The organism is Salinibacterium sp. NG22, assembly GCF_015864925.1.
Classification (GTDB): Bacteria; Actinomycetota; Actinomycetes; order Actinomycetales; family Microbacteriaceae; genus Rhodoglobus.
Window position 1 is genome coordinate 1,807,617 of record NZ_JADYWG010000001.1, and the last position, 24,477, is coordinate 1,832,093.

Sequence of the window (24,477 nt, forward strand, 5' to 3'; positions counted from 1 at the left end):
TTAGGTTCACCTAACTCACGGTATTTTCCCAGTGTGCCCAGAAGGCGCGGGAGAGAATGGAAGACATGACAGACGTCGACAAGTCCACTGAAGTTTTGGGTTACACACTGTGGGCGGTTCTCCGTCGTGATCCGCACCGTCCGGCGCTCGCTGGCAACCTCGACAAGGCTGTCGCCGCTGTCGAGGCTCGCGGAGTGACCATCCGCGGTTTCTATGATGTCTCCGGCATGCGTGCCGACGCCGACATCATGATTTGGTTGCACGGCAGCAACCCCGAAGACATTCAGTGGGCGCTGCGCGAACTGCGTCGCAGCGACCCGCTTGCCTCGTTGCTTCCCACCTGGAACGCCATGGGTGTGCACCGCGACGCCGAGTTCTCGAAGAGCCACATGCCCGCGTTCATGCGCGGCAAAGAGCCAGAAGCGTGGCTCACCGTTTACCCCTTCGTTCGTAGCTACGAGTGGTACCTATTGCCCGACGCCGAGCGCAGCACGATGCTCCGCGACCACGGCATCAAGGGCTCGGAGATGCCCCAGGTTCTCGCCAACACTGTCGCGAGCTTTGCGCTCGGAGACTACGAGTGGATGCTCGCGCTCGAAGCTCCCGAACTCGTCGACCTTGTCGACCTCATGCGTCACCTCCGTCAGACGGATGCTCGCCTGCACGTACGCGAAGAGGTCCCTTTCTACACGGGCCGCCGCATCACTCTCGACGAGATCTCTGAGGTGCTGGCATGACCCACGTTCTTGGTGCAACGGATGCCGCGGCATCCGGTCCCGAACACGTTGAAGAAGCCGTGGCCTACGACGCCATTCTCCTCGCGAGTTTTGGCGGGCCTGAGGGTCAAGACGATGTCATCCCATTCCTGCGGAATGTCACGCGCGGACGAGGCATTCCCGAAGAGCGCCTCGAAGAGGTCGCGCATCACTACCGCGCGTTCGGTGGCATCAGCCCGATCAACGACCAGAACCGTGAGCTGAAGGCAGCGCTCGAAGCCGAGCTTGCTCGCCGCGGAATCGACCTGCCCGTGCTGTGGGGAAACCGCAACTGGAACCCCTACTTGAGCGATGCGCTCACCGAAGCCAATGAGCGCGGCTACACGAAGCTCATAGCCGTGGGCACGAGTGCGTACAGCTCGTACTCCAGCTGCCGCCAATACCGCGAAGACTACGCAATCGCCCTTGAGCAGACTGGTCTCGAAGGCACGATCCAGATCGACAAGGTGCGTCAGTTCTTCGACCACCCCGGTTTTGTGCAGCCGTTCATCGATGGCGTTCGTGACGGTCTTGCTCAGATCGCCGCCAAGGGCATTGCGCCCGAGAAGACGCACGTGCTCTTCACTACCCACTCGATTCCCTCGACGGATGCCGCCAAGAGCGGCCCGGAGTCGCGCGGTTTCGGAGAGGGCGGTGCCTACGCGGCGCAGCACCTCGCCGTCTCCGAAGTTGTCATGGCGGCGCAGGCGGAAGACTTTTCCGCCAGCACGCTGCCGGCGCACAGTCTCGTGTACCAGTCGCGCAGTGGCCCGCCCTCGATGCCGTGGCTGGAGCCCGACATCAACGATGCAATCGATGCGCTTGCCGCCGATGGCATCGAAGCGGTTGTCATCGTTCCGGTCGGATTCATTTCCGACCACATGGAAGTGAAATGGGATCTCGACACCGAAGCGCTGGAAACTGCGGGAGGCCACAACATGGTTGCCGTTCGCGTTCCCACGCCCGGCGTACATCCGGCGTTCGTCACGGGTCTTATTGACCTCGTCTTGGAGCGCCGCGACGGAGTGCCGGTGGCAGACCGCCCCGCACTAACAACAATCGGCCCCTGGTACGACGTCTGTCGTCCCGGATGCTGTGAAAACGTGCGGCTCGGCTTCAAGCCGGCAGCCGCGGGGGTAGCACCGTGACCGTAATTCGTATTGGCACCAGAGGCAGCACACTCGCAATGGCGCAGACCACCACGGTGGCACGCCAGCTCGAAAGCAAGACCGGCGTCGAGACGGAAATCATTCCGATCTCCACTCAGGGTGACCGTTCAACAGAATCGCTCTCCACGATCGGCGGGCAGGGTGTGTTCGCGAATGCTCTGCGCGAAGCGCTGCTCGCGGGGGAGTGCGATGTTGTCGTGCACTCACTCAAAGATCTTCCGACCGCTCCCGTGCCCGGTCTCACGATCGCGGCCATCCCCAAGCGTGCCGACGAGCGCGACGTGGTGTGTGCTCGCGATGAGCTCACGCTCGCGACGCTGCCCGCTGGTTCCACGGTCGGCACCGGTTCGCCGCGTCGCCAGGCTCAGTTGCGCTCGCTCTACCCCGACCTTGAGGTTGTCGACATTCGTGGCAACATCGATTCACGCCTCGACAAAGTCACCAACGGTGAACTGGATGCCGTCATCCTCGCCGCTGCCGGCCTCGCTCGTGCCGGTCGCTCGGCGGCCGTCACCGAGCACCTCGGCATTTCGGGCTGGCCAACCGCTCCCGGTCAAGGTGCGCTTGCAATCGAAACTCGCACGGGTGAAGAGAAGCTCGCGGCAGTGCTCGACCACAAGCCCAGCCGCACGAAGACGGATGCCGAACGCTACGTTCTCGCCTTCCTCGACGCCGGATGCTCGGCTCCTCTCGGAGCGCACGCCGTGATCGACGATGGCCTGTTGTTCTTGGATGCGCGGGTCTACGCCCTCGATGGCTCCCGCTACCTCACCAGCTCGCACGCGCTGTACGTCAACGATGTGGATGACCCGGCGCGCGAGGCAGCACAGCGGGTCGCCGACGATCTTTTGGCACAGGGCGCTGGGGAACTTACCGGGGCACGAGCGTGATCATCCGCCCCCGCCGTTTGCGGTCGAGCCCGGCGATGCGTCGTCTCGTCGCCGAGAACCGCACCCACCCCAACCAGCTGATCCTGCCGATGTTTGTGCGCGAAGGGCTCACCGAGCCTGCCGCGATCAGCTCGATGCCGGGCGTGCAGCAGCATTCGCTCGACTCCATGCGCCGCGCGATTGCCGAAGCCGCCGAACTGGGCGTCGGTGGCGTGATGCTGTTCGGCGTTCCTGAGCACAAGGATGCCGAAGGTTCGGGAGCAATTGACCCCAACGGAATCCTCAACGTCGCTACGCGCGCGGCCGTCGCCGAGGCCGGCGACGCCCTCGTGGTGCAAACCGATCTCTGTCTCGACGAATTCACCGACCACGGTCACTGCGGTGTGCTGCGCGAGCGCACTCACCCTGTCACTGGCGTGACCGAACTCGTCGTCGACAACGACGCCTCGCTCGAGCGCTACCGCGAGATGGGCGTGGCTCAGGCCGAAGCCGGCTCGCAACTGCTGGGCCTCAGCGGCATGATGGACGGCCAAGTAGCCGAAGTGCGCGACGCTCTCGACGCCGCCGGTCACGCCGACACCCCCTTGCTCGGTTACGCCGCCAAGTACGCCTCGGCGTTCTATGGGCCGTTCCGTGAAGCCGTGCAGTCATCGCTCGTGGGCGATCGTCGTGCCTACCAGCAGAACCCCGCCAACCGCCGCGAGGGCGTGCGCGAAGTCGAACTCGACATCGACGAGGGTGCCGACGTCGTGATGGTGAAGCCCGCCATGAGCTTCCTCGACGTGCTGGCCGACGCCAGCGCCATCAGCAGCGTGCCCGTGTGGGCGTACCAAGTCTCCGGCGAATACGCGATGATCGAAGCCGCCGCAGCGAACGGCTGGATCGACCGCCGCCGCGCTATTGAAGAATCAGTACTCAGCATCCAGAGGGCCGGCGCCGAAGCGGTGCTCACCTACTACGCAACCGAACTTGCAGAATGGCTACGCGAATGAGCGACACCACGTCCAACACCCCGTCCGCCCCCGTCACTAACCAACAGTCGTTCGACCGCGCTCGCGGCGTGCTGCCCGGGGGAGTGAATTCGCCCGTGCGTGCGTTCGGCTCCGTCGGCGGAACGCCCCGTTTCTACGTGAAAGCCTCTGGCTCGTACGTGACGGATGTTGAGGGCCGGTCGTACATCGACCTCGTCAACTCCTGGGGCCCCGCCATCCTTGGCCACGCTCATCCCGAAGTGATTGACGCCGTTCAGCAGGCGGCGTCGCGCGGCCTCGGCTTTGGAGCATCAACTCCCGCTGAGACGGAGCTCGCCGAACTCGTGCGTGCGCGCATCAGCGTCGGCGGCGTGAGCCCCATCGAGCGCTTGCGCCTCGTCTCCACCGGCACGGAAGCGACCATGACGGCCATCCGGTTGGCTCGCGGCGCTACCGGTCGCCGCCTGCTCGTGAAGTTCGCCGGGCACTACCACGGTCACTCCGACGGGCTTCTGGCCGAAGCTGGTTCTGGTCTTGCGACGCTCTCGATGCCCGGTTCGGCCGGAGTCACTGCCGAGACCGCAGCCCAAACTCTCGTTATTGAGTACAACAACGTTGCCGCCCTCGAGCAGGTCTTTGCCGAACACGGCCACGACATCGCCGGTGTCATTTTCGAAGCCGCCGCCGCGAACATGGGTGTTCTTGCCCCGCAACCCGGCTTCAACGAAGCCATCGTGCGCATCGCCCACGAGCACGGCGCCCTCGCCATCAGCGACGAAGTCCTCACCGGCTTCCGAGTCGACCCCGCTGGCTACTGGGGCTTGGATGCTCGTGCCGCAGCAGCCGCCAACCCCGAAGCCCCTGACGCCCGCTGGGTTCCCGACCTCTTCACCTTTGGCAAGGTCATCGGTGGCGGGATGCCGTTGGCCGCTCTGGGCGGTTCGGCTCGCATCATGGAGTTGCTGGCTCCACTCGGCCCGGTCTACCAAGCAGGCACCCTGAGCGGAAACCCGGTCGCCGTCGCTGCGGGCCTCGCTACGCTTCGGCTCGCCGACGACGCCGTGTATTCGCGGCTCAACCAGGTTGCCGAAACGCTTTCGACCGAAACCTCGGCCGCACTCTCCGCCGAGGGCGTTGAGCACGTTGTGCAGCACGCGGGCAACCTGTTCTCGTTCGTCTTCAGCGGCGCCGAGCCCATGAACTTTGCCGACGTGAAGGCCCAGCAGGGCTACCGCTATGCACCCTTCTTCCACTCCATGCTGGAGTCGGGGGTGTCACTGCCTCCGAGTGTGTTTGAGGCGTGGTTCGTGTCGGCAGCCCACGACGATGGCGTGGTCTCGAAGATTGTCGAGGCACTGCCCGCCGCCGCGAAGGCTGCCGCCGCGGCATCCGCCCCGCAGTAGCCGCGACAAGGGATGCTGGGCTCGCGTGGGCCCGGAGCGTGATTCCGTTCGCCACAATGACTCGTCTGTAAACTCTGTGTGAGTTCTGGACGCAGCCCTATGCCAATCTGAGAATATGCTCCAGACTAGTTACCTGCGATAACAGAAAAAGCTGACCACCGTCTGCAGTTATCGCGAGTATGTTGGAAGAACCAACCGGCAACGAAATGGAGTTCACCATGAAGGGCAAGATCCTCCTAGTAGTAGGACTCGGCATCGGCTACGTGCTCGGAACCCGCGCTGGCCGCGAAAAGTACGAAAAGATCAAGGCCACGGCAGGCAAGCTGTGGAACGATCCCCGCATCACGCAGCAACGCCATAACGCTGAAGACTTTGTGAAAGACAAGGCTCCGGATGTTGCGGAGTTCCTTGCAGACGGCGCCAAGAAGGTCGTCAAGCAGGTTGCCTCCAGCAAGAGCAACAAGTCGGCGTCAGAAGAAGTGACGACCACCAGCAGCGCTCCCAAGAAGAAGCCTGCCGCCAAGAAGTCTTCGTCAGCGGCATCCACGACGAAGTCCACCAACTCGAAGTAGGGCTGCCATGTACGGTGAATCACCGAATACAGACTCGCAGCGCGACCCCAAGCGGTCACTGGCTGCACTAATCGCCGACGTGCCTCGCCTTCTCGGCGACCTCGTGCGCGGAGAGATCGAATCGCTCAAGAGCGAGATGGTCGACAAGCTCAAGCACGCGGGCATTGGCATCGGGCTGTTTGTGGGCGCCGCGTTTATCGCGCTGTTCGCACTGATGGTTCTCATCGCCGCTGCCGTGCTTGGCTTTGCTGAAGTAGTGCCAGCCTGGGCCGCCGCGCTGATCGTGGCCGGCATCCTGCTGCTCATTGTGGCGATCCTTGTGTTGGCGGGCGTTGCGCTCGTCAAAAAGGGAACCCCACCGGCACCCACCGAAACGATTGAAAGTATTAAGAGCGACGTTCGTGCCATCAAAGGCACCCGAAAGCGGAGGTCATAATGTCTGAGGACACCAACAAGAGCATCGAGCAGGCCCGCGCTGAACTCGAAAAAACACTCGACGCGATCGAAGATAAGTTCAACGTCGGCAAGCGTGTTGATGAAGTTGCAACCACCGTGCGCAACTCGTACGAGAGCAACCCGCTGCCGTGGATTATTGGCGCAGCAGCGGCCGCAGTCTCTGTAGTTGCTGTCGTTGCATGGGCAATTCTCAGCGACGACGACTAGCTCGATTAGCGTCTGACTCCCCAACAGGGGGAGTATAGAGAGCATGGCAAGAAAAGCACTCGATGGTTTGCGCGTGCTCGTCCCGCGCGGAGGCAATTGGGGCGACAGCGTCGCAGCACTTTTGAGGGGTCACTCGGGCATTCCCGTGATCGCACCCCTCATCAATTTCGCGCCCTCGGAGAATGTCGCCGCGCTCGCCAACGCCTTTCATGAACTCAATGATGGGCAGTTCGACTGGATCGCTGTTACGAGCGCGACCACCGTTGATGTGTTGATCGCGAGCGACGTCAAGATCCCCGAAAACACCAAGATCGCTGCTGTGGGAGAAACCACCGCCAGCGCACTCATGCTTGCCGGACACCGGGTCGATTTCGTTCCCGAGTTCGATAACTCCGGTCGCGGGCTCGTCAAAGAGTGGCCCGATGCATCACCGGGTCTGCGGGTTCTGGCACCGCAATCGAACCTTGCCGATACGACTCTCATCGATGGGCTCGGTGCGCTCGGTCACAAGGTAGTGAGCGTTTCGGCGTACAGCACAGTCGGAGTGCCTGTGGCTGACAAGGTGCGGGAGGATGTTGCATCCGGTCGCATCGGTGCCGTGCTGATCAGCTCTGGCTCAGTCGCGCGTCAAGTGGCCGAGCAACTCGCGCCGCTGCCCGACGACACCATCGTCGCCTGCATCGGACCGCGCACGGCGTTCGACGCGCGTGCCGCTGGACTCACCGTGCACGTGATCGCCGAAGACCGCTCCAGCGAATCTCTTGTCGAGACGCTCGTGGAGTACCTGCACCGCTAGCATCCCCCGAGCGGGGGTGTCGCGGCGCCTTCTTGGGCCATAAAGGGTGAATCGCGGTGTGAATTCGCGTCCTCAACTCGGTGGCAGCGCGGACCCGGCTGCACTCTGGATTGAGAAATGCCGGGACCCGACCAGCACAGTGATTGAGTCCGCGTTGCCCTGCCCGTAGGACAACGAAGCTTCCGGCGCTACCCGGAGAGTTTCCACAATGACTAAGCCCACGTCGGTGCGCGCCCGCGCGCCCCGTAACACCACCCGTTCGCGCCTTCTGATGTGGTCGGGATTCACTCGCGCGATTGCGGCCTTGGCTGTTGGCATCCTCATTGCCAGCTCGAGCGTGGCCACAGCTCTGCCCGCGCACGCCGATGAACTGGGCAGTGGCGTTGTGAGCCTGTCGAAGAGCGCCAGCGTGACGACACCGCAGCTTCCGGGCTCGACATTCACCTACACCCTTGGGTTCGGCTGTTCCTCGACAACAACGGGCTGTGTGGATGCCGTACTGACGGACGAGATTCCTGCACCTCTCGAAATCGTGGGGTCGCCGCTCGTGGCCGGCGTCGGATCGTCGGCCGTCACCGTCACGGGAAACCTGGTCGAGGTCGCTTTTGCCGACGCCGTAGCCAACACCGATCCGCCCAGCACTGGCCTCGCAGACAGCACGACGGGAACTGTGCAGATTACCGTGCGGGTCCCCGCTGACCTCGACAAGTCATGGGATGGCGCCAGCGTGCTCAATGAAGCCGATTTGGTGGCGGTTAACGCTTCGCCGCGTACCGCTGACGCGACGGTGGCATTGCGAGTTCCGACCGAGATCTCCGCGTCGTTAGCAAAGAATTGGACTCCGGCATCGGCGGAGTACGGCCCAGGAAACCTCTCCACTGTCACTCTCACGGTTGCCAACAGCTCCAACATCCCCGCGTCGGAGCTTGTTGTGCGTGAACCTGCGCTTCCCGCCGCCGCCACTAGCTCATTCAACTTCTACGACCTCGACGCGCTGGGCGCAGTGACCTTCCCTGAGGGGGCTGACCTCATCCAGGTGGATGCCCTCGAGGGTGGATCTTGGACGAACGGCACAGCACAAGCCATGGCCTTACTCCCTTCGGGTGTCATCGCCAGCGCCGTCGAAGGCCTGCGTTTCACTTTCACCTCAAGCGCGGGAACCACCATTGACGCGCGCGGCACCAGCGGTACCGTCGAGTTGTCCCTCGCTCAGCGCGAGACGAATCGTGCGAACCCCAGCGAAGAATTAGCGGCCGGAGGTGCCCGCGAGAATATCGCGGCGGCATCCGTCGTCACTCCTGAAGGACAGGCGGATGCTCCGGATGCCCGGGACACTCAGGTGGTTGCACCGCTAACAGCGACCGTGGCCGTGACAAAGTCCTTCACCCCGAGCGAGGTCCCCGCCGGAGAGAGCACGCTGGCGACAATCGCCGCCCGCAACACCTCAACGGGGGCACTGACGAGCCTCAGCGTTTCTGAGCCTGCGGCCGGTGGAAGCTTCTTCTCCGACAGCATCGTGTTTGACGGATTCGACTCGACAGTGACCGCATGGCCTGCGGGCGCGACGGCCGGAACTGTCACCTGGCTCGTTGATAGCGGAGCAGCGCCAGCGTCGAGCAGTTTCACCGAGGCATCCGGGCTTCCCGCAGCGCCGGTACTGATCGGTGGCCAGTTCGTGACCGGTTTTGTTATCGAGTACACCGGCACGATCGAGGTTGGAGCAACGGCCCGCGCCGGAGTGAAAATCGTCACCACGGCGGCGGCAGCCGTCACAACAGGCAGTGCTTCCGTTTATCCCAACGAAGTTGCCGCAGCGGGAACCAATACTGCCGGAACCGGTGAGGACTCTACGAGCGCCGATCTCGAGGTGTGGACTCCCGCTATTGAGGTGGAGCTGACCAAGAGCATCCGCCCCAGCGCTGTTTACTCCGGCGGAAACAGCATCGTCGAACTGACCGCAACGACCCCTGCCGGCACGAGCACGGTGCGCCCTGACGAGATCATCATCACTGAGCCATCCGTGTTGGGGGCGAGCGAATATTGGAACGCATTCACCCCTGTTGCAATCGGGTCGACGGCAGTCCCGCAGGGCTCCGTGCTGACCGTCGAGTACTACGACGGCAGCGCTTGGCAGAGCATGGCGGGATCAAGCGGAACCGTGGATGCAACCACGAGTGCGCAGATCTTCACCGGGGATCTTGCCAGCATGTTGCCCGCGGGTGTCACGACCGACGACGTGGAAGGTTTGCGCTTTAGCTTCACGGATGCCGACGGCTTCGCAAGCGCGGTCACGGTCAAGCCGACCATCGTTTTCGAAGCGCGCGCTCAACTGCGCGACGGCTCCGGCCCGACGGCTGAAGGCACCCCGGACGACAACTCGACGTGGGCATCCTACGAAAACTGCGCAGCCGTCGTGGCGAGTGGAACACTGAACGCCACCTCACTCACCGATAACGCTGCCGCGTGTGACACCGCGACGATTATCCCGACCGAAGGGACTGGCCCCGCGCCGAGCATCGTCGACAAGTCGATGGATCAAGCCACCGTTCTTGCGCAGTCGCACGACGCGGCGGGAAGCACCCTCACGTGGGGAGTGCAGAGTGCAGGCTACGACTCCGTCGCAGTATCTGACACGGCCAACCCGTCGGCGGCATCCGTGGCAACCACGATGTTCCAAGCCTTTGACCTCACCCGGATTGACTCCATAAGCCCCGCTCAGGATCCCCTGATTCGGTGGGATGCCGTGCAGAGCGTTGAGCTCTACAGCGCCACGAGCGATTCCTGGATTGATGTCACGGCCGCTGCCTGCAGCTCGGCTGCTAACTGCACCGGCAACTTCCCCGGCTACACCCTGAGCGCGGCAGAGCGAGCAGACACCATTGGTGTGCGCCTGACGTTTGTAGAACGTTCCGACCGAGCGGCGATCATCGCCGCCTCCGGCGACCCGCTCGCACCGCCAGTAGGTTCCGGTGTTGCCAACCTGCCGAGCGGCAGCTACCCGGGAGCGTCATCCGCCGGACGAACGATTCACCTCGACTGGCAACTGCGTAGCGTCGTGCGGGATGATTCTGGCACCGACTCGAAATGGGTCACCGCACTCGAGATGTATAACCGGCCCGATCCTGGAGTCGTGCGCAATACCGTGGGAGTCTTCGCAACTCCGGCGACAGGCACTCCCGTCTCGGCAGTGGACTCCGCTGACATTGCGATCGTGCAGACACCGCCGACGGTGACCGCCACGAAGACGGTTACGCCGACGACAGTGACGATTCCGCGTCCAGAAGTGGTTGGCACGGACTACCCGCGTGCCACCTACACAACGACGGTTCAGAACACATCGCCCACGAACGTGTGGCAACTGCGACTGACAGATCCGTCCCTGTGTCTCGACGCCGCAAGCTGCGCCTTCGACGTAGCCGACATCCCGTTTGTGGGCGCCAGCTACGATCCCGCACGCAACCCATTCGAACGCCTTAACCTCACCGGAATCGCGATTGCTTTCTCGGGAGCATCTGGCATCGATAACAGCGAGATCTACGTGTGGAATCGAGATGCTGCAGGAACGCCCAGCGTCGACGGGCCCTACACCGAAGCACAGGCCGAAGCGCTGACCTCAGCCCAGCTTGAGAGCGCAGTCGGAGTCACCGCGCTCTTCGCGGGCGAGTCAGCTGACGGCGGCACGATCACGCCCGGTGCTCTCGCGACGGTAACCTTCGAGACCCAACTGCGCACCACGCTCCGCAGCACTGGCGCGGCTATGACAGCAGCAAGCATCCCGAACTCGGTGTTGGTGGGAGTGCATGACAACGTGCTCTACCCGGCCATCTTCAACCAAGACATTGCGACAAGCCCGCTCGCCATCGACGATGGCTACATTGCTGTCGAGACCGCTAAGGCTGTTACCCCCAGCAGCGCGTTGCTGGCTGCCCCGAACACGCTGACACAGGTCGATCTCCGGGCGCGTTCCACGGGAACTGTTGCACCGAAATCGCTCGTGATTCAGGATGACGCAGCAACATTCTGGAACGCATTCACCGCGGTCTCGGCCGAGGTGCCCACGATGCCGGCGGGCGCCGATCGCGTAGAGATCGCGGCCCTCGTCGGATCGAGCTGGGTGAGCGCCGGGCCAACGACAGCGGCGCTCGCGGCACTACCCTCGAGCGTTGATCTCGACGACATAATCGGCGTGCGGGCCACCTTCACGCGCGCTGATGGCACCGAATTTGCCGCCACCAACGACGCCGTGAATCTGCAGATCGTTGCCGAACTGCGCACGCAATTGCGTGACGGGTCGGGGCCGGTCACCGCATCCGATAGTCCAACGGCGATGCCAGGGGAGTCCGTTGCTGGCCAGATCACCAACACGGTCGCCGCTGTTATCGCTCACGACGAGCTGAACGACGCTGACGAAGCGGGCGCGACCTTCACGCTCAACACTGGCACCGCGCGGGTCGCTATCGAGAAGACCTCGATCGGACAGACCGCAGCGGGTAAGGAGATTCCGTTCACTCTGCGCGTGCGCAACACCGGCACTGGCTATCTCGTGAACCCGGTCATTACCGACCGACTCCCGTCAGACGGATCACTGATCTATGTGCCGACCGACAACCCCGTGTACTCGACCTCAAGTGGTGGAACCCTCACGACGGATGCCGCCCAGATCGTTCGTACCTTTGACGCTGCTACCGGAGAGATCAGCTTCGCGTGGCCCGCCGGAGCGCAGCTTGCACCCGGCGAAACGTACTCGATCACCCTGCGTCTGCAAGTGAAGCCTGGCCTGGCCGCGGCATCTATTGCAGAGAACGGACTGGACTTCACCAACGATCGTCAGGTGGAGGCCTGCACGCCGCTCAACAGCGCAAACGGCCGAGCTGTCACGCTGACCGACAATACGTGCGCGACGAGCAACGTTGTCACGGTGCTGTCACTTGGCTCGTTCTCCGCGCTCAAAGGCGTGAAGTCGACAGCCGGAACCGCCACCAACGTGATCAATCCCGCGGTGAGCTGCTCAGCCGATGCCGACGGCTATTACCGTTACCCGTGCGCCGCCGACAGCACAATCGGGTGGATTGATGAGTGGAAACTCCAGCTCGTCAACGGAGGAACGATTGGCGCCTCCACCCTTGAGCTTGTGGACATCTTCCCGCACGTCGGTGACGTCGGTGTTGTTGACCCCTCGCCTCGCGGATCGCTCTTCGCTCCCGAGTTCAACGGTGATGTGACCTTCACGAGCACGACGGCAGGCGTCGGCTTCGAATGGTTCTACACAACCGAGGCAAACGTCTGCACCGCGGATCTCTTCCCCGCGACGGCAGACTGCTCACCGGGGGAGTGGATGCCGTCCAGCAGCCTCGCCGCAGGCGCCGAGGCAGACGTCACCGGTATCAAAGCCGTCTTCGACTTCAGCGGCCTTGACCAGGGAGCTCTGCCGCCGGCATCCGTGCTCACCGTGAATTACACGACGACGAATACCCCAAGCACAACCGGCGCGGATGGTCGTGTTCCGTTGACCGTGCCGTTCGAAAACGTGCGCGCCTGGAACTCCTTCGGTTACTACCCGACCTACATTTCTGGTGCGAACCCGCCGTCGCCGGAAGAGCCCATCAAGGCAGGGATTGGACTCTTCGCCGGCCCCATCACCGTCTCGAAAGTGATCGAGGGTTCCGAATCGAGCCGGGCGCCGGAAACGATTACCGCTGGCGTTGAGTGCACCGTGTTGGGCGCGGAGATCGAGATGGGTTCGGTGGGAGCACTCACCCTAGAGGCCGCCGCGGATTACACCGCCCGCATCGATGGCATCCCGCAGGGCGCGGACTGTGTCGTCACCGAGGACGGTGTGCTCGGGTGGTTTGGGGAACAAGAACGCAACGGCCCGCAAACGGTGACGGTCGCTACAGCGGCGGCAGTTACAGATGCCATGCCGAGTGCGCAGAGCGCGACCCTGGTGAACACCTATTCACCAGCGCTGCTCGCCTTCACCGGAGCGCAGGGTATCCGTGCTCTGCTGGTGTGGGGACTCGGCGGCCTACTCGGCGGCGCGGTTCTGCTCATCGTCCGTCGGGGACGAACCGCACGCTAAGTGCGAGTGTGGAGGCTGATCGGGTCAGCCTCCACACCTTCAGAGTTGGTGGTGAGCTCTAGCCGACGTTGAGTGCCAGCACCAGGAAGATGATTCCGAGCAAAGGAGGGGTGCCCTGGACGATGGCGGGACGCAGCATCGTCTTAGGCTGCGACGTGACGAGCACGATCGCAGCGAGCACCATGCTGAGTGCGCCAAACATGGCGAGGGCAATGCCGGCTGGCCACAGGTTGGTGGTGCCCATGAGCACGAGACCCGTTCCGGCGCCGAGAGCGAGGAAGACGTTGTAGAAGCCCTGGTTGTAGGCCCACGGCTTCACGGCATCCGCATCCTGGGGGCGCACGCCGAAGATTTGCTGCACGCGAGGCGTGTGAAAGAGCACGCTCTCCATGAAGAAAATCATGAGGTGCACGAGCGCGGCGAGAAAGATAAAAGCTGATCCAAGAATGGCCAAAACAGTGTTCATGCTCAAAAGTGTGGCACAGCCGGAATGCTTAGCCGTGCACGTCGATGACCGTTCGACCGCGGATGCGCCCCGCAATGATGTCTTCTCCGGCCGCGATAGCGTTGCTGAGCCCGATCGTGGAAGTCGTGCTCTCGAGCAAGCTGAGGTCGAGATCGCGCTCAAGGCGTTCCCACGCTTCGAGGCGGTGTGCTCGCGGAGTGAAGACCGAGTTGATGCCGACGAGGCTCACGCCGCGCAAAATAAAGGGCATTACGCTCGTGTGTAGATCGCTCGATTGAGCGTTGCCGCACGCGGTCACCGTTCCGCCGTACTGGGTGGCGGCGATCGCCGAGGCCAGAGTGGTGCCACCGACGGCGTCGATGGCGCCATCCCAGCGCTGCTTCATGAGGGCTTTGGGTTCGGCGCTGAGTTCGGCGCGGTCAATGATGGTGGTGGCGCCTAGGGCGCGCAGGTAGTCGTGTTCGCTTTCGCGACCAGTGGATGCCGTCACGCTGTACCCGAGCTTGGTGAGCAGGGCGATGGCCACAGACCCCACCCCGCCGGCGGCACCGGTGACGAGAACCTCGCCGGAGACCCCACCGCGCTCGATCGCGAGTACCGAGAGCATGGCCGTGAACCCTGCCGTGCCGATGGCGGCGGCCTGATGATTGCTGATGCCTGCGGGCACCGGAACGACCCAATCGCCGGGAACGCGCGCACGCTCCGCGAAACCACCATGGTGGGTTTCACTAAGGCCGCAGCCGTTCACCAACACACGCTGACCAGCACTAAAGCGGTCATCCGTCGACTCGGCGACAACGCCGACGAGGTCGATGCCGGCGATCAGGCGAGGCGCGCGAACGATGCCCGGCCTACCCGTGAGGGCGATGCCATCTTTGTAGTTCAGGCTGGAGAACTCGACATCGATCGTGACATCTCCGGGCATCAGGATGCTGTCATCCAGTTGCTCAGAGAGCTCGACGTGCGCCGGAGCTTGTCGGTCGGACTCGTTCTTGACTACTTCGATTCCACGCCACATACGGTCAGCCTAGAACCGCAGGCTGGGTTCTGAGTCAGAAAGTCGGTTTAGCCGAAGAGAATCGCAGCTTCGTCGTAGCGTGACTGCGGCACCGTGTTGAGCTTGCCGAGGGCATCTTCGAACGCCACGTTGGTGATCTCGGTACCCTGCAGCGACACCATGCGACCCCAGCGACCGTGGATGACCGCGTCGACTGCGGCGAGGCCGTAGCGAGTGGCGAGCACGCGGTCGTAGGCGCTGGGAGTTCCACCGCGCTGGATGTGACCCAGAGTGGTTGAGCGAGTTTCGAGGCCGGTGAGAGCTTCAATCTCGGGCGCAAGCATGTCGCCGATTCCGCCGAGGCGGGGGCGACCGAAGGCATCGAGGCCGCGCTCGGAGTGGGCGTCGTCCATGGTGTCGAGAGTGAAGCCTTCGGCAACAACAACGAGAGGGGCACGACCGCGGTCGCGAGCCGAAGTGACCCACTCCACAATCTGAGCCATCGAAGTCTTTTGTTCGGGGATGAGGATCGCGTGGGCGCCGGCAGCCATGCCCGAGTGCAGAGCGATCCAGCCAACATGGCGGCCCATTACTTCAGCAACCATGCAGCGGCCGTGCGAGTCGCCGGTGGTGCGCAGGCGGTCCATGGCGTCGGTTGCGATCTGCGTGGCGGTGTCGAAGCCGAACGTGTAGTCGGTGGCGGAAAGGTCGTTGTCTACCGTCTTGGGGACTCCGACGATCTTGATTCCGGCATCCGTCAGCCGCTTGGCAGCAGCGAGAGTTCCTTCGCCACCGATGGCGATGAGGGAGTCAACGCCGAGGCGTTCCATGTTTTCGCGCACAGTGTCTGCGCCGTCGGTGCCCTCGAAGGGGTTCGTGCGCGAGGTGCCCAGAATGGTGCCACCCTGCTTGGAGATGCCCTGAATGTCTTTGCGCGTGAGGGGCATGGCGTCGCCTTCAACGACTCCACGCCAACCGTCGCGGAAGCCGACGAACTCTTTGTCGTAGACCTGCGTGCCCTTGAGCACGATGCCGCGAATAACTGCGTTCAACCCGGGGCAGTCGCCACCGCTGGTCAGGATTCCGATCTTCATGAACCCATCATGGCGCATTTTTGTGCGTTTCCGAGCCACGATCTGGTTCGCAGCGCCGCGTCGCTTTAGTGGCTGATTGCGGCTTCTGTGATCGGATGCGCGGCACACGCCACGGAGTCTGCGTGCTCATCGCACACCACGAACTGCTCGCGACAGGCCTTGTTGTGGCAATTCTCGACCCGTTTGGTTGCCGCACCGCACTGGTAACAGCGGCCAATCGCTTCGGTGTCTGCCGTGAAGTCGATGGCCATGCGCTTGTCGAAGACGTAGAGCGAACCGTTCCACAGGCCGGAGTCGCCGTACTTTTCGCCGTAGCGAACGATGCCGCCCTCGAGTTGGTAGACCTCGCCGAATCCGCGACTGCGCATAAGAGAGGAGAGCACTTCGCAGCGGATGCCGCCCGTGCAGTACGTGACGACGGGCTTGTCTTTCAGGTGGTCGTACTTGCCGCTGTCGAGTTCGGCGACGAAGTCACGAGTGGTTGCGACATCCGGAACTATCGCATCGGTGAATTTGCCGATCGCGGCCTCGATGGGATTGCGGCCGTCGAAGAAGGTGACCTCTTTGCGCGCAACGAGCTCGTGGAGTTCTTCGGGGCTGAGTTTCGTGCCGCCGCCAACCACGCCGTTCTCGTCGACCTTCAACTCACCGGGGGCGCCGAAGCTCACGATCTCGTCGCGCACCTTCACGCTGAGCTTCGGGAAGTCGTCGCCCTGGCCCTCGCTCCACTTGAAGTCGATGTTCTTGAACGCCGGGTACTCCCGCGTCTTGCGCACGTAACGCTTAATGTCTTTGAGCTCGCCGCCGACGGTGCCATTCATGCCGTCTTTAGAGAGGATGATGCGACCGCCGAGCCCGAGGAACTCGCAGAGGTCGCGCTGCCACAACCGCACAGCCTCCGGATCGGCCAGCGGCGTGAACACGTAGAAGAGAAGGATCTTGGGAACAGCCACGGGGCAAGTTTACGGCTGTTAGCTGGGCGAGCTGCGCGGGGCTGGTGGTGGCGGTGGTGGCGGGCCGGCATCCGGATCATCCGTGTCGTTCGGCTCGTCGTTCGTAGCGTCTTCTGCTTCGACGGGTATTTCGGGGTCTGCGCCGAGGGGATCGCCTTCGCGCTCGAGGAGCATCTGGGCATAGGCGATCCGTACCCGGTTCGGAGCGACGAGTTCGTCGAGAAAGAGATCGCGAAAGCTCATTCCTGACTCAGGAAACAGGCGAGTCCATGTTCGCGCCGTCCAGGTCAACTCGCTGAGGGCAACGGCGATGGCATAGACGAAGGTGAGTTCTGACGATGCCGTCGAGTTGAACAGAATGAGCAACACGAGCCCGGTGCCGATGGCAATGACACCGATCATGCGGACGTGACGGATGACGGGCGTTCGTGCGCCGCTCAGAGCTACACCGGTCGCGATGCCGATCGCGAGAAACGTCACAAACCAGAACATCAGTCGCTACCGGCGGGGAGCGTTTTCGCCGGCTGCGGTGGCGGCGATCTCGGACTGGAGGAAGAGCATCCATTCGTCGTAGATGTCGTCGGGGCGCAGGAAGCTGCGGCCGATTGTCTGCACGGCGGTGCGCCCGGAGTCGGGGAGCAAGCGGTGCCAGAGCAGCCCTCTCACTACGGCAGATGCCAGGCCGAAGCACACGGCGTAGGCAACGAGGGTGGCGAAGCTCAGTTGCAATGACGAGCCATCGGGGCGCAGCACCAGAACGGCCGCGGCGCCGGCTAGTGCGAGGATAACCGTGGCTAGTGCTTGAAGGCGCCGGGCCGCGGGAACGCGAACCTTCGCGTAGAGGGCGCCGAAGAGCAGCCCTGCAACAATCGCGCCGATAAAGAGAAGCATGAGCGCAGTTTAGCGAGCGGCCGTATTCTGCTCTGCGCGCTCGCCGAGCATCGCCGCGTACTCCTTGCGCAGGTCGCGGGGGTTGGTGAATTGGCGCGCAACAAGCTGCCAGTAGCTGAAGCCGGATTCGGGGAAGACCCGTAGCCAGATCCGTGGGGCGTAGGCGACTTGGGTAATGATGAGGCCACCGAGGAAGGCGTAACTCATCAGACCGTGGCCTCCTGTTGTTGCGGTGATGACGATTACCGCGCCCATGCCCACCATGAGAATGACGAGGTTAGGGAGGGGCTTATAGGTCGGAGTGCGTGCTTCGCACGACAACACACCCGTAATCAATCCGATCACCGCTGCAATAACCAACCACATCATGAGCCAAACTCTACGTCAGGGGTGGCGCGTAATCTAGGGCTCATTGGTGCTGGCTTCGTCATTCGCTGGCCTGATCGCGCCGCGGCCGTCGTAGTCCCAAGTTGCCCGCAGTTCTTCGCGGTCGGCAAGCATCGCCGCGTACTGCTGCCGTATGTAAAAGGAGCCGGTGAAGTCTCGCCACGCAAACTCCCGGTACGTGAGGCCCGCCTCGGGAAAGTAATCCATCCACAGCTTGGCCGAATACAAAGTGGATGCGCTCGCCATAGTGATCACAAAAGCTGCAACACCAGCGAAGTTGAGCCACGCCGGAGCGATAACGTCGTTGGGCGGAATGTTGGGCCACACGATCAGCCCCGCGATGATCAGCGCTTGACCGATGAAGGGCAACGTTCGTACTTTCGGCACCATCGCGAGCGCTTGATAGATGCCGAGGCTTGCCCCGCTGAGAGTCATTATCGCGAGCCAGATCATGAGCCAAACTCTACGTCAGGGGTGGCGCGTAATCTAGGGCTCATGACCGAAGCGCTCGCCGTCGACGAGCCGGTGCGCATGCGTTTTGCGCCCGGGCGGCCCGTTGATGTTCGTGCGACGCTGCGACCACTCAAGCGCGGTGTCGGTGACCCGACGATGCGAGTGGACGACGCGGGCACCTGGCGCACGATGCTCACGCCGCACGGCCCCGCGACTCTGCGTCTCGTGCAGCACCAGTCGCATGTGGACTGCACCGCGTGGGGCGCCGGAGCTGAGTGGGCGATCGCCAGCGTTCCCGAGCTGCTGGGGGAGGGCGACGACTGGAGCGACTTCGACATTTCGGCGCTTCCGTTCGCAGCTGAAGCTCAGCGTCAGAACCCCGGCTTGCGGTTGCCGCGCACCAAGCTCGTGTTCGAGGCGCTCGTGATGGCGATTCTGGAGCAGAAAGTCACGGGCATCGAAGCGAAGCGGGGGTGGCGCATCCTCGTCACGAAGTTTGGTTCACCGGCGCCTGGGCCAGCTCCAGCCGGTATGCGTGTTGTGCCGACCCCGCAGGGTTGGGCGCGGATTCCGTCGTGGGAGTGGCACCGCGCGGGGGTCGGGCCACAGCGTTCGGCGACCGTGATGCGCGCGACGCAAGTGGCGGCATCCCTCGAGCGCACGGCCGATTGGGGGCGAGGCGGGCCGCGCATTGAGGCTGCGCTGCGATCAGTCGTGGGCGTTGGCGTGTGGACGGCCGCCGAAACCATGCAGCGCTCGCACGCCGATCCCGATAGCCCGAGCGTTGGCGATTACCACCTCGCCGCCGTTGTGGGTTGGGCCCTGATTGGCGAACCCGTCGACGATGAGCGGATGCTCGAACTGCTCGAGCCTTGGCGCGGCCACCGGCAACGCGTCGTGCGACTCATCACGGCATCCGGGTTTCGCAAGCCGGCCTTCGGGCCGCGCATGACGATTCAGGATCATCGCGGGCATTAGTGGCGTGCGAGTCCTTTAGCGTGCGTCCACGCGTTCGGCGGCGGTTGCTTCTGTAGTGCTACCTGTCGGGCGCTTTCTGGCCAGCCGCGCAGCATCCGCTTGACCGAGGCTCGCGGATTTCGCCAGCCAACCCTCGCGTTGCTCGAGCGTTGAATTCTTCACCGGGCCGAACCGTGTTGTATGCACGGACTTGATTCCACAGAAGGCAAGCGTGCGGTCGCGGACGTGTCGAACCGTGGTGTCGCCGACGAGCCGGAGATACCAGGAGGGGGAGTCGGCGGTGACGATGACGCGACCGGTTCGCCCGGTGAGTAGACCTTCGGGGGTTCCATTTTTTCTGATTCGGTAGGCGCGGCGCGGGAGGAGGATTCGGTCGAAGAAACCCTTCAGCAGTGTCGGGACGGAGCCCCACCAGACGGGCGTGACCACGACGACGTGCCGGGCATCCAACAGCAACTGCCAAGCGCGTTCGAGGTCGGGCTCAAGTTCTTGGCGGCGTGTGTAGCCGAAGTGAAGGCTCGGTTCGAACTGCAAATCTCGCAGGGCGACAACGGTGGCGTCGCCGTGGCCTTCGGCATAGGCGGAGGCGATGGCGGCGCACAAAGAGTCGGGATTGGGGTGGCCGTCAATGATAAGAGTGTTCATGTCGCTCCAAGGGATGGTGAATCGGATGGGGTACCGAGCTGCATTGGGCAGCGGCTCGGGGGCATGTCGAGGCAATCTGGACACTGTCTAGATTGCTCGCTTTGACTCTAGGGGTACGATGTTGCTCGTGTCAAGATCCGATTCTGCGTACCACCACGGCAACCTCGGGCCGACGCTCGAAAACGCGGCGCTCGAACTCATGCGCACCCAGGGGCACGCTTCGCTGAGTTTGCGCGAAGTCGCGCGCACCGCGGGCGTGAGCCACAACGCGCCGTACCATCACTTCGGCGATCGAGCCGCGCTGCTTAAGCGCCTGAGTGAGCGCAGCATGGGCGAGCTGCTGAGCACCCTGCAAGCCGTGGAGGAGCAGGACTCGGCTGAGGGGCAGGGACAAGCATCCGCGGATTCGGCGCGGGCGCACGCTGTCGCAATCGGAGCTGCCTACGTCGGGTACGCGGCCGACTTCCCCGAGCGCTTTCGCCTCATCTATGACCCGAGCGTGTGCATCCCCGGGTCGCCCAGCGCCGAAATGAAACCCCTACTCGAGCAAACGGAAGGCGTTCTGGCGCGCGCAACAGCCGCACTACTCCCGCCCGAGCAGCAGGCTCCCGCGGCTGCGCTCGCGACCGCAGTGTGGGGCGTCGTGCATGGGCTAGCCGGGCTCGTGGTGGCGGGGCACATCTCGCGTGCGGAAGTGGAACCGGCCATGGTTTCGCTGTTTGGGGTGCGCGGGGATTAGTTAGTTGCGGCAGCCCGGTTTGGCCTTTTCATCAGGCGTCTCCGGCACCCTCAACCAACGAAATAAACCGACTCAGCGTCGATACCCCTTCAGCCGACTGCGGCAGCGAGTCGAGCAGCGCTGGCGAGTACACGAGATACGCCGCCCACTGAGCGCGCGAGATCGACACGTTGAGGCGGTTGCGGGAGAGCAGAAAGTCGAGGCCGCGGGGCACGTCGTCGGCGCTCGAGGCGGCGAGGCTGACGATCGAGATGACCGCTTCTCGGCCCTGAAACTTGTCCACCGTGCCCACGACAACACGGGTAAAGCCGGCAGCATCGAGACGGCCACGGAGGAGTTCCACCTGCGCGTTGTACGGCGTCACCACGATGATGCCGTCCTCGCCGAGCGGCTTCGCCTTGCCGCCAGCTTCCGAAGTCCACAGTGCTCCGAGGTGCTCACGCACCAACTCGACAACCCGGTCGGCTTCTTCGGCGGAGAACGTGGAGTTGTCGACGTGAGTGGTCGGCACCGAGTGCAGGCCGGGGGAGAAGCCCTCGAGCATCCGCCCCGCCGTTGACGCGTGCGACCGCAGTAGGCCGTCGTAGGAGAGCAACGAGACGGGGCGCGTGACGGCCTCATCCATGCGGCGGCTCTCTTCGAGGAAGTAGCCGAAGTCATCCGGCAGCACCGCCAGCTCGCCGATCACGTGACCCAGCGCCGAACCATCGACCGGTGCCGGGTGGATGCCCTGGCTCACCTGGGGGAGCTGCTGCGGGTCGCCCAGCAACAAAATCCGTTTCGCGCTCGCAGCAACGCCGATCGTGTTCGCAAGAGAGAACTGCCCGGCCTCATCGATGACGAGCAGATCGAGCTGGCCGGCCTGCACCCGCTTGCGATTGGTCATGTCCCAGGCGGTGCCGCCGATCACGTAGCCGTCCGAGTCATGCTCGCGTGCAAAGCCCGCGTGACCATTCGCCGGCAACTCGCTGAACGGACCATCGGCGTAATAGCCAACGCCGAACTCTCCCGGCACCGCCTTCGCGACGAGCTCTCGGTCGAGGCTCGCGTCAAGCACGACAGCATCGAGAACGTTCTCGACCACCTTGTGCGACTGCGCCGTGATACCGACCTTCCAGTGATGCTTCTCGACCAGCCGCTGAATAACGTGCGCAGCGAGATAGGTCTTGCCGGTGCCGGGTGGGCCCTGCACCGCGAGGTAGCCGCTCTCCCGCGAAAGCAGGGAGGCGATGACGGCGCGCACCCCATCATCCGCACTCTTCATGGGCTCAAGGGCAGCCACCTCAGCGGGCGCTTTGCGCAGCAGCAGGTCAGACATCGCGTCATCGGGCCACTCCGGTGCGGCGGCCACGACGGTCTCGCCCCACTCTTCGATCGCGGCAACGATGCTGTCGGCGCGGGGTGGCGGGCCCGGCGTGAGGTGCGTAGGGATTTCATCCCAGGCGGGGATCTCATCGGGCCGGGTTTCGATGACGAAAATGCCGCCCTCATCCTCGGCGGGGTCAGCGAAACGAACCCCGCGGGCGAGGCGCGCGCCGGCACGATGGCCCGGCGGAAGATACGGCAGCGGGTCACCGTAGACCAGAAAAACATCGCCGCCCGGGCGTGGGGCACTGCTGCCCGGCGCCCATTGACCGCGAAGGTACAGGTGCCGACGCTCGGTGCGCTGCCGCCCCTCCTTGTGCCAATCGCGAGCGAGCTGGGCGCCATCGACGACGAAAATCCCACGAGTGTCTTCCCACAACTCCGACGGCTGCTCGAGGCGGTCGTAGTGCTCCCACCAAAAACTCTTGACCTCGCGCCGGTGGTAATCGATCGCCGCGGCGGCCATGCGATACGCACTAGCGGTCGGATGATCGCCCGCTTCTTCAGCGTCATCGCCGAGAGCCTGCAGCGCAACGTCGAGCGCACTGGGTTCGAAGACCTTGCCCTCGAATTCTTCCTCGACCGGCTCCACCTTCACGCCTTGGACTTCGGGCAGCGCCCGCAGCCAATCGCGCAGCTTGAGTGTCGATACGCAGTCGTACTCGTTGTAGCGAGCGATCGCATCGCGAATCTCGTTCGCCCGCTGCAGGTCGCCATTCGCAGCCGCGACACTGGAGTCGACATACTCACCGATCGAGTCAGCAGCGTTGGTCACGCCGGCACGTTCGGCCTCGCCCATGTAGAGCGGCTCAAGCTTCTTGATCGAATACGACGGCGTCCCGATGCGCAGCGCACCCCGCACGATCGGATACAGGTCGACCAGCACGCCATCACGCAGCAACTGGTCGACGACATCCTCACCCTCGCCGTGCCGGGCGGCGATGCTCAGCAGGTGTGTCTTCTCGTAGCTGGCGTAGTGATAAATATGGAGGCGCGGATGCTGCTGCCGCCGCTCCGTGACGAAGTCCAGGAACGCCCGCAGCGCGATCCGCTCCTCGGCATGGGAGTGCGCCCACAGGCAATCGAACTCGCCCGCGGCATCGACCCAGCCGAAGAGGTAGTCGAGGCCCCAGCGGGGCACCCCGCCGATTCCCGGCTCGGAGTACATCGGGTCGCCCTCGAAGTCGAAGAAGAGATCACCGGGGTTGGGCGCGGGCAGGTTCGCGATCGGCCGCGGGTCAACGACAACGACGGGCGGAATGGCATGACTGTCGGCCGGATCGACGGTGTGCTGCAGCTTGGCCTGCAGATGGAGCTTGGCAAAGCTGGCTTTCGGGATGGCGAGGTCGTCGGGACGTTCCGACGTTTCGGCCAGGTCCGTCAGGGTGCGGATGCCCGCCGCCAGAAACTTCGTGCGCTGACCGGCGCGGAGCCCCGCGACGGTAAAGAGGTCATCGGCTTGCTTGGAAGGTTCCGTGCAGAACTTGCACCGGCCATCCCGCGCGTACCGCTCATCGTGCCAGTCGACCGGCTTGGCTTCGGCGCGATGTTCGGCGATGATCGCGTGCATGCGGGCCCGCCGGCGGCGAAAGACGGGGGCGATGTCGGCCACCGCAGCGAGCTCGGAGGCGTCGTTGCCAAGAATGAGTTCGACGGTGCCGTCTGCCGGAACGCCGAGCTTCTGAAGTTGCTCGTGGTACGCCGCCAGTTGCAGCAGCGCGGTGACCCGCACGTGACGTGACAGCTTCGAGTCGACCACGCGATACTCGCCGCTGGGCTGCTTGACAAGAAAGTCGGCGTAGCCAATGAACGGCGACTCGGGGTCGGTTTCGTCAAAGAAGACGCCCTGAAAAACGACGGGTGCGCCGGCCAGTAGAGCATCACGCGTGCGCGCGGCATAGTCACGCAGAACAGCGGCGTCGCGGCCGGGAGGCTTGTCGAACTCGACCATCGCGTCACCGAACTCTGCGCGATAGCGATCCCGCAGCCGGGCCTCATGAACGTTTCCCAGCTCGGCCGCCCGCTCCAACATCGCATCGTCAGCGGGCAGGGGATCAGTCGAGAACCCGAGCCTCTTGTCGAGCACGCGCAAGAACCCGAACTCACAGTTCGACGCTTGGGTCAGATCGCTGGCGCTCGTCACGAGAGCGGTATCGGTGAGTAGGTACATGTCTCGATCAGAATATGGCCGGCAAGCGACCTCGTCGTTGA

The 24,477-nt window shown here is 63.6% G+C and carries 22 protein-coding genes; 12 read left to right on the plus strand and 10 right to left on the minus strand.

Annotation, left to right across the window (positions count from 1 at the left end):
• The first annotated feature begins 56 nt into the window (after positions 1–56).
• From hemQ to I6E81_RS08855, 10 genes are all read left to right on the plus strand, one after another.
• Complete coding sequence (hemQ, locus tag I6E81_RS08810; protein WP_197106938.1) at positions 57–737, plus strand: hydrogen peroxide-dependent heme synthase; 681 nt, start codon at positions 57–59, stop codon at positions 735–737.
• Positions 734–1,903 carry a ferrochelatase gene (locus I6E81_RS08815; protein WP_197106939.1) on the plus strand — a complete coding sequence of 390 codons (1,170 nt, stop codon included), beginning with the start codon at positions 734–736 and terminating at the stop codon, positions 1,901–1,903. Before hemQ ends, I6E81_RS08815 begins: the two co-directional genes overlap by 4 nt.
• On the plus strand, positions 1,900–2,814 hold the full coding sequence (hemC, locus tag I6E81_RS08820) for a hydroxymethylbilane synthase (RefSeq protein ID WP_197106940.1): 915 nt from the start codon (positions 1,900–1,902) through the stop codon (positions 2,812–2,814). Before I6E81_RS08815 ends, hemC begins: the two co-directional genes overlap by 4 nt.
• Positions 2,811–3,806: a porphobilinogen synthase gene (gene hemB / locus I6E81_RS08825; RefSeq protein ID WP_197106941.1), complete on the plus strand. Its 996-nt coding sequence runs from the start codon at positions 2,811–2,813 to the stop codon at positions 3,804–3,806. The genes hemC and hemB overlap by 4 nt, the downstream gene beginning before the upstream one ends.
• A complete protein-coding gene (locus I6E81_RS08830; RefSeq protein WP_197106942.1) occupies positions 3,803–5,188 on the plus strand; it encodes a glutamate-1-semialdehyde 2,1-aminomutase in 1,386 nt (461 codons plus the stop codon). The genes hemB and I6E81_RS08830 overlap by 4 nt, the downstream gene beginning before the upstream one ends.
• A gap of 218 nt (positions 5,189–5,406) precedes the next feature.
• Positions 5,407–5,760, plus strand: a complete 354-nt coding sequence (locus I6E81_RS08835; RefSeq protein ID WP_231599612.1) for a YtxH domain-containing protein — start codon at positions 5,407–5,409, stop codon at positions 5,758–5,760.
• 7 nt (positions 5,761–5,767) lie between these two features.
• Positions 5,768–6,196, plus strand: a complete 429-nt coding sequence (locus I6E81_RS08840) for a phage holin family protein (RefSeq protein WP_197106944.1) — start codon at positions 5,768–5,770, stop codon at positions 6,194–6,196.
• Positions 6,196–6,423, plus strand: a complete 228-nt coding sequence (locus I6E81_RS08845) for a DUF3618 domain-containing protein (RefSeq protein WP_197106945.1) — start codon at positions 6,196–6,198, stop codon at positions 6,421–6,423. The genes I6E81_RS08840 and I6E81_RS08845 overlap by 1 nt, the downstream gene beginning before the upstream one ends.
• A gap of 43 nt (positions 6,424–6,466) precedes the next feature.
• Positions 6,467–7,219, plus strand: coding sequence for a uroporphyrinogen-III synthase (locus tag I6E81_RS08850; RefSeq protein WP_197106946.1), 753 nt, complete (start codon positions 6,467–6,469; stop codon positions 7,217–7,219).
• Positions 7,220–7,427: 208 nt separating this feature from the next.
• Positions 7,428–13,298, plus strand: a complete 5,871-nt coding sequence (locus I6E81_RS08855) for a DUF5979 domain-containing protein (RefSeq protein WP_197106947.1) — start codon at positions 7,428–7,430, stop codon at positions 13,296–13,298.
• A gap of 58 nt (positions 13,299–13,356) precedes the next feature.
• Here the strand turns inward: I6E81_RS08855 and I6E81_RS08860 are convergent, their stop codons facing one another.
• The 8 genes from I6E81_RS08860 to I6E81_RS08895 all read right to left on the minus strand — a co-directional run bounded on the left by I6E81_RS08860 (position 13,357) and on the right by I6E81_RS08895 (position 18,539).
• Complete coding sequence (locus tag I6E81_RS08860; RefSeq protein ID WP_197106948.1) at positions 13,357–13,764, minus strand: DUF1304 domain-containing protein; 408 nt, start codon at positions 13,762–13,764, stop codon at positions 13,357–13,359.
• A 28-nt stretch (positions 13,765–13,792) separates the two neighbouring features.
• On the minus strand, positions 13,793–14,782 hold the full coding sequence (locus tag I6E81_RS08865) for an MDR family oxidoreductase (RefSeq protein ID WP_197106949.1): 990 nt from the start codon (positions 14,780–14,782) through the stop codon (positions 13,793–13,795).
• A gap of 47 nt (positions 14,783–14,829) precedes the next feature.
• A complete protein-coding gene (locus I6E81_RS08870) occupies positions 14,830–15,855 on the minus strand; it encodes a 6-phosphofructokinase (RefSeq protein WP_197106950.1) in 1,026 nt (341 codons plus the stop codon).
• A gap of 65 nt (positions 15,856–15,920) precedes the next feature.
• The gene (locus tag I6E81_RS08875) at positions 15,921–16,808 is read right to left on the minus strand and encodes a rhodanese-related sulfurtransferase (RefSeq protein ID WP_197106951.1); all 888 of its coding nucleotides are present in this window, start codon (positions 16,806–16,808) and stop codon (positions 15,921–15,923) included.
• A gap of 18 nt (positions 16,809–16,826) precedes the next feature.
• A complete protein-coding gene (locus tag I6E81_RS08880) occupies positions 16,827–17,288 on the minus strand; it encodes a hypothetical protein (RefSeq protein ID WP_197106952.1) in 462 nt (153 codons plus the stop codon).
• An 18-nt stretch (positions 17,289–17,306) separates the two neighbouring features.
• On the minus strand, positions 17,307–17,699 hold the full coding sequence (locus I6E81_RS08885; protein WP_197106953.1) for a hypothetical protein: 393 nt from the start codon (positions 17,697–17,699) through the stop codon (positions 17,307–17,309).
• Between the two features lie 9 nt (positions 17,700–17,708).
• On the minus strand, positions 17,709–18,068 hold the full coding sequence (locus I6E81_RS08890) for a hypothetical protein (protein WP_197106954.1): 360 nt from the start codon (positions 18,066–18,068) through the stop codon (positions 17,709–17,711).
• Between the two features lie 33 nt (positions 18,069–18,101).
• Positions 18,102–18,539, minus strand: a complete 438-nt coding sequence (locus I6E81_RS08895; RefSeq protein ID WP_197106955.1) for a hypothetical protein — start codon at positions 18,537–18,539, stop codon at positions 18,102–18,104.
• A 42-nt stretch (positions 18,540–18,581) separates the two neighbouring features.
• Between I6E81_RS08895 and I6E81_RS08900 the strand changes: the two genes are divergently transcribed.
• Positions 18,582–19,517, plus strand: coding sequence for a DNA-3-methyladenine glycosylase (locus I6E81_RS08900; RefSeq protein ID WP_197106956.1), 936 nt, complete (start codon positions 18,582–18,584; stop codon positions 19,515–19,517).
• Between the two features lie 15 nt (positions 19,518–19,532).
• On the opposite strand, the gene I6E81_RS08905 is transcribed toward I6E81_RS08900, so the two are convergent.
• A complete protein-coding gene (locus I6E81_RS08905; protein WP_197106957.1) occupies positions 19,533–20,162 on the minus strand; it encodes an NAD(P)H-dependent oxidoreductase in 630 nt (209 codons plus the stop codon).
• 127 nt (positions 20,163–20,289) lie between these two features.
• Here I6E81_RS08905 and I6E81_RS08910 point away from each other — a divergent pair, with 127 nt between their 5' ends.
• The gene (locus I6E81_RS08910) at positions 20,290–20,901 is read left to right on the plus strand and encodes a TetR/AcrR family transcriptional regulator (RefSeq protein ID WP_307784132.1); all 612 of its coding nucleotides are present in this window, start codon (positions 20,290–20,292) and stop codon (positions 20,899–20,901) included.
• 31 nt (positions 20,902–20,932) lie between these two features.
• Here the strand turns inward: I6E81_RS08910 and I6E81_RS08915 are convergent, their stop codons facing one another.
• Complete coding sequence (locus I6E81_RS08915; protein WP_197106959.1) at positions 20,933–24,436, minus strand: bifunctional RecB family nuclease/DEAD/DEAH box helicase; 3,504 nt, start codon at positions 24,434–24,436, stop codon at positions 20,933–20,935.
• Positions 24,437–24,477: the final 41 nt, after the last annotated feature.

Bases quoted from the DNA above. Each gene is read 5' to 3' on its own strand.
- I6E81_RS08845 (WP_197106945.1), top strand. From the start codon at position 6,196: ATGTCTGAGGACACCAACAAGAGCATCGAGCAGGCCCGCGCTGAACTC.
- I6E81_RS08885 (WP_197106953.1), bottom strand. From the start codon at position 17,699: ATGCTTCTCTTTATCGGCGCGATTGTTGCAGGGCTGCTCTTCGGCGCC.
- I6E81_RS08840 (WP_197106944.1), top strand. From the start codon at position 5,768: ATGTACGGTGAATCACCGAATACAGACTCGCAGCGCGACCCCAAGCGG.
- I6E81_RS08870 (WP_197106950.1), bottom strand. From the start codon at position 15,855: ATGAAGATCGGAATCCTGACCAGCGGTGGCGACTGCCCCGGGTTGAAC.
- I6E81_RS08905 (WP_197106957.1), bottom strand. From the start codon at position 20,162: ATGAACACTCTTATCATTGACGGCCACCCCAATCCCGACTCTTTGTGC.
- I6E81_RS08865 (WP_197106949.1), bottom strand. From the start codon at position 14,782: ATGTGGCGTGGAATCGAAGTAGTCAAGAACGAGTCCGACCGACAAGCT.
- I6E81_RS08890 (WP_197106954.1), bottom strand. From the start codon at position 18,068: ATGATGTGGTTGGTTATTGCAGCGGTGATCGGATTGATTACGGGTGTG.
- I6E81_RS08850 (WP_197106946.1), top strand. From the start codon at position 6,467: ATGGCAAGAAAAGCACTCGATGGTTTGCGCGTGCTCGTCCCGCGCGGA.
- I6E81_RS08835 (WP_231599612.1), top strand. From the start codon at position 5,407: ATGAAGGGCAAGATCCTCCTAGTAGTAGGACTCGGCATCGGCTACGTG.
- hemQ (WP_197106938.1), top strand. From the start codon at position 57: ATGGAAGACATGACAGACGTCGACAAGTCCACTGAAGTTTTGGGTTAC.
- I6E81_RS08900 (WP_197106956.1), top strand. From the start codon at position 18,582: ATGACCGAAGCGCTCGCCGTCGACGAGCCGGTGCGCATGCGTTTTGCG.
- I6E81_RS08860 (WP_197106948.1), bottom strand. From the start codon at position 13,764: ATGAACACTGTTTTGGCCATTCTTGGATCAGCTTTTATCTTTCTCGCC.
- I6E81_RS08855 (WP_197106947.1), top strand. From the start codon at position 7,428: ATGACTAAGCCCACGTCGGTGCGCGCCCGCGCGCCCCGTAACACCACC.
- I6E81_RS08915 (WP_197106959.1), bottom strand. From the start codon at position 24,436: ATGTACCTACTCACCGATACCGCTCTCGTGACGAGCGCCAGCGATCTG.
- I6E81_RS08830 (WP_197106942.1), top strand. From the start codon at position 3,803: ATGAGCGACACCACGTCCAACACCCCGTCCGCCCCCGTCACTAACCAA.
- I6E81_RS08815 (WP_197106939.1), top strand. From the start codon at position 734: ATGACCCACGTTCTTGGTGCAACGGATGCCGCGGCATCCGGTCCCGAA.
- I6E81_RS08895 (WP_197106955.1), bottom strand. From the start codon at position 18,539: ATGATCTGGCTCGCGATAATGACTCTCAGCGGGGCAAGCCTCGGCATC.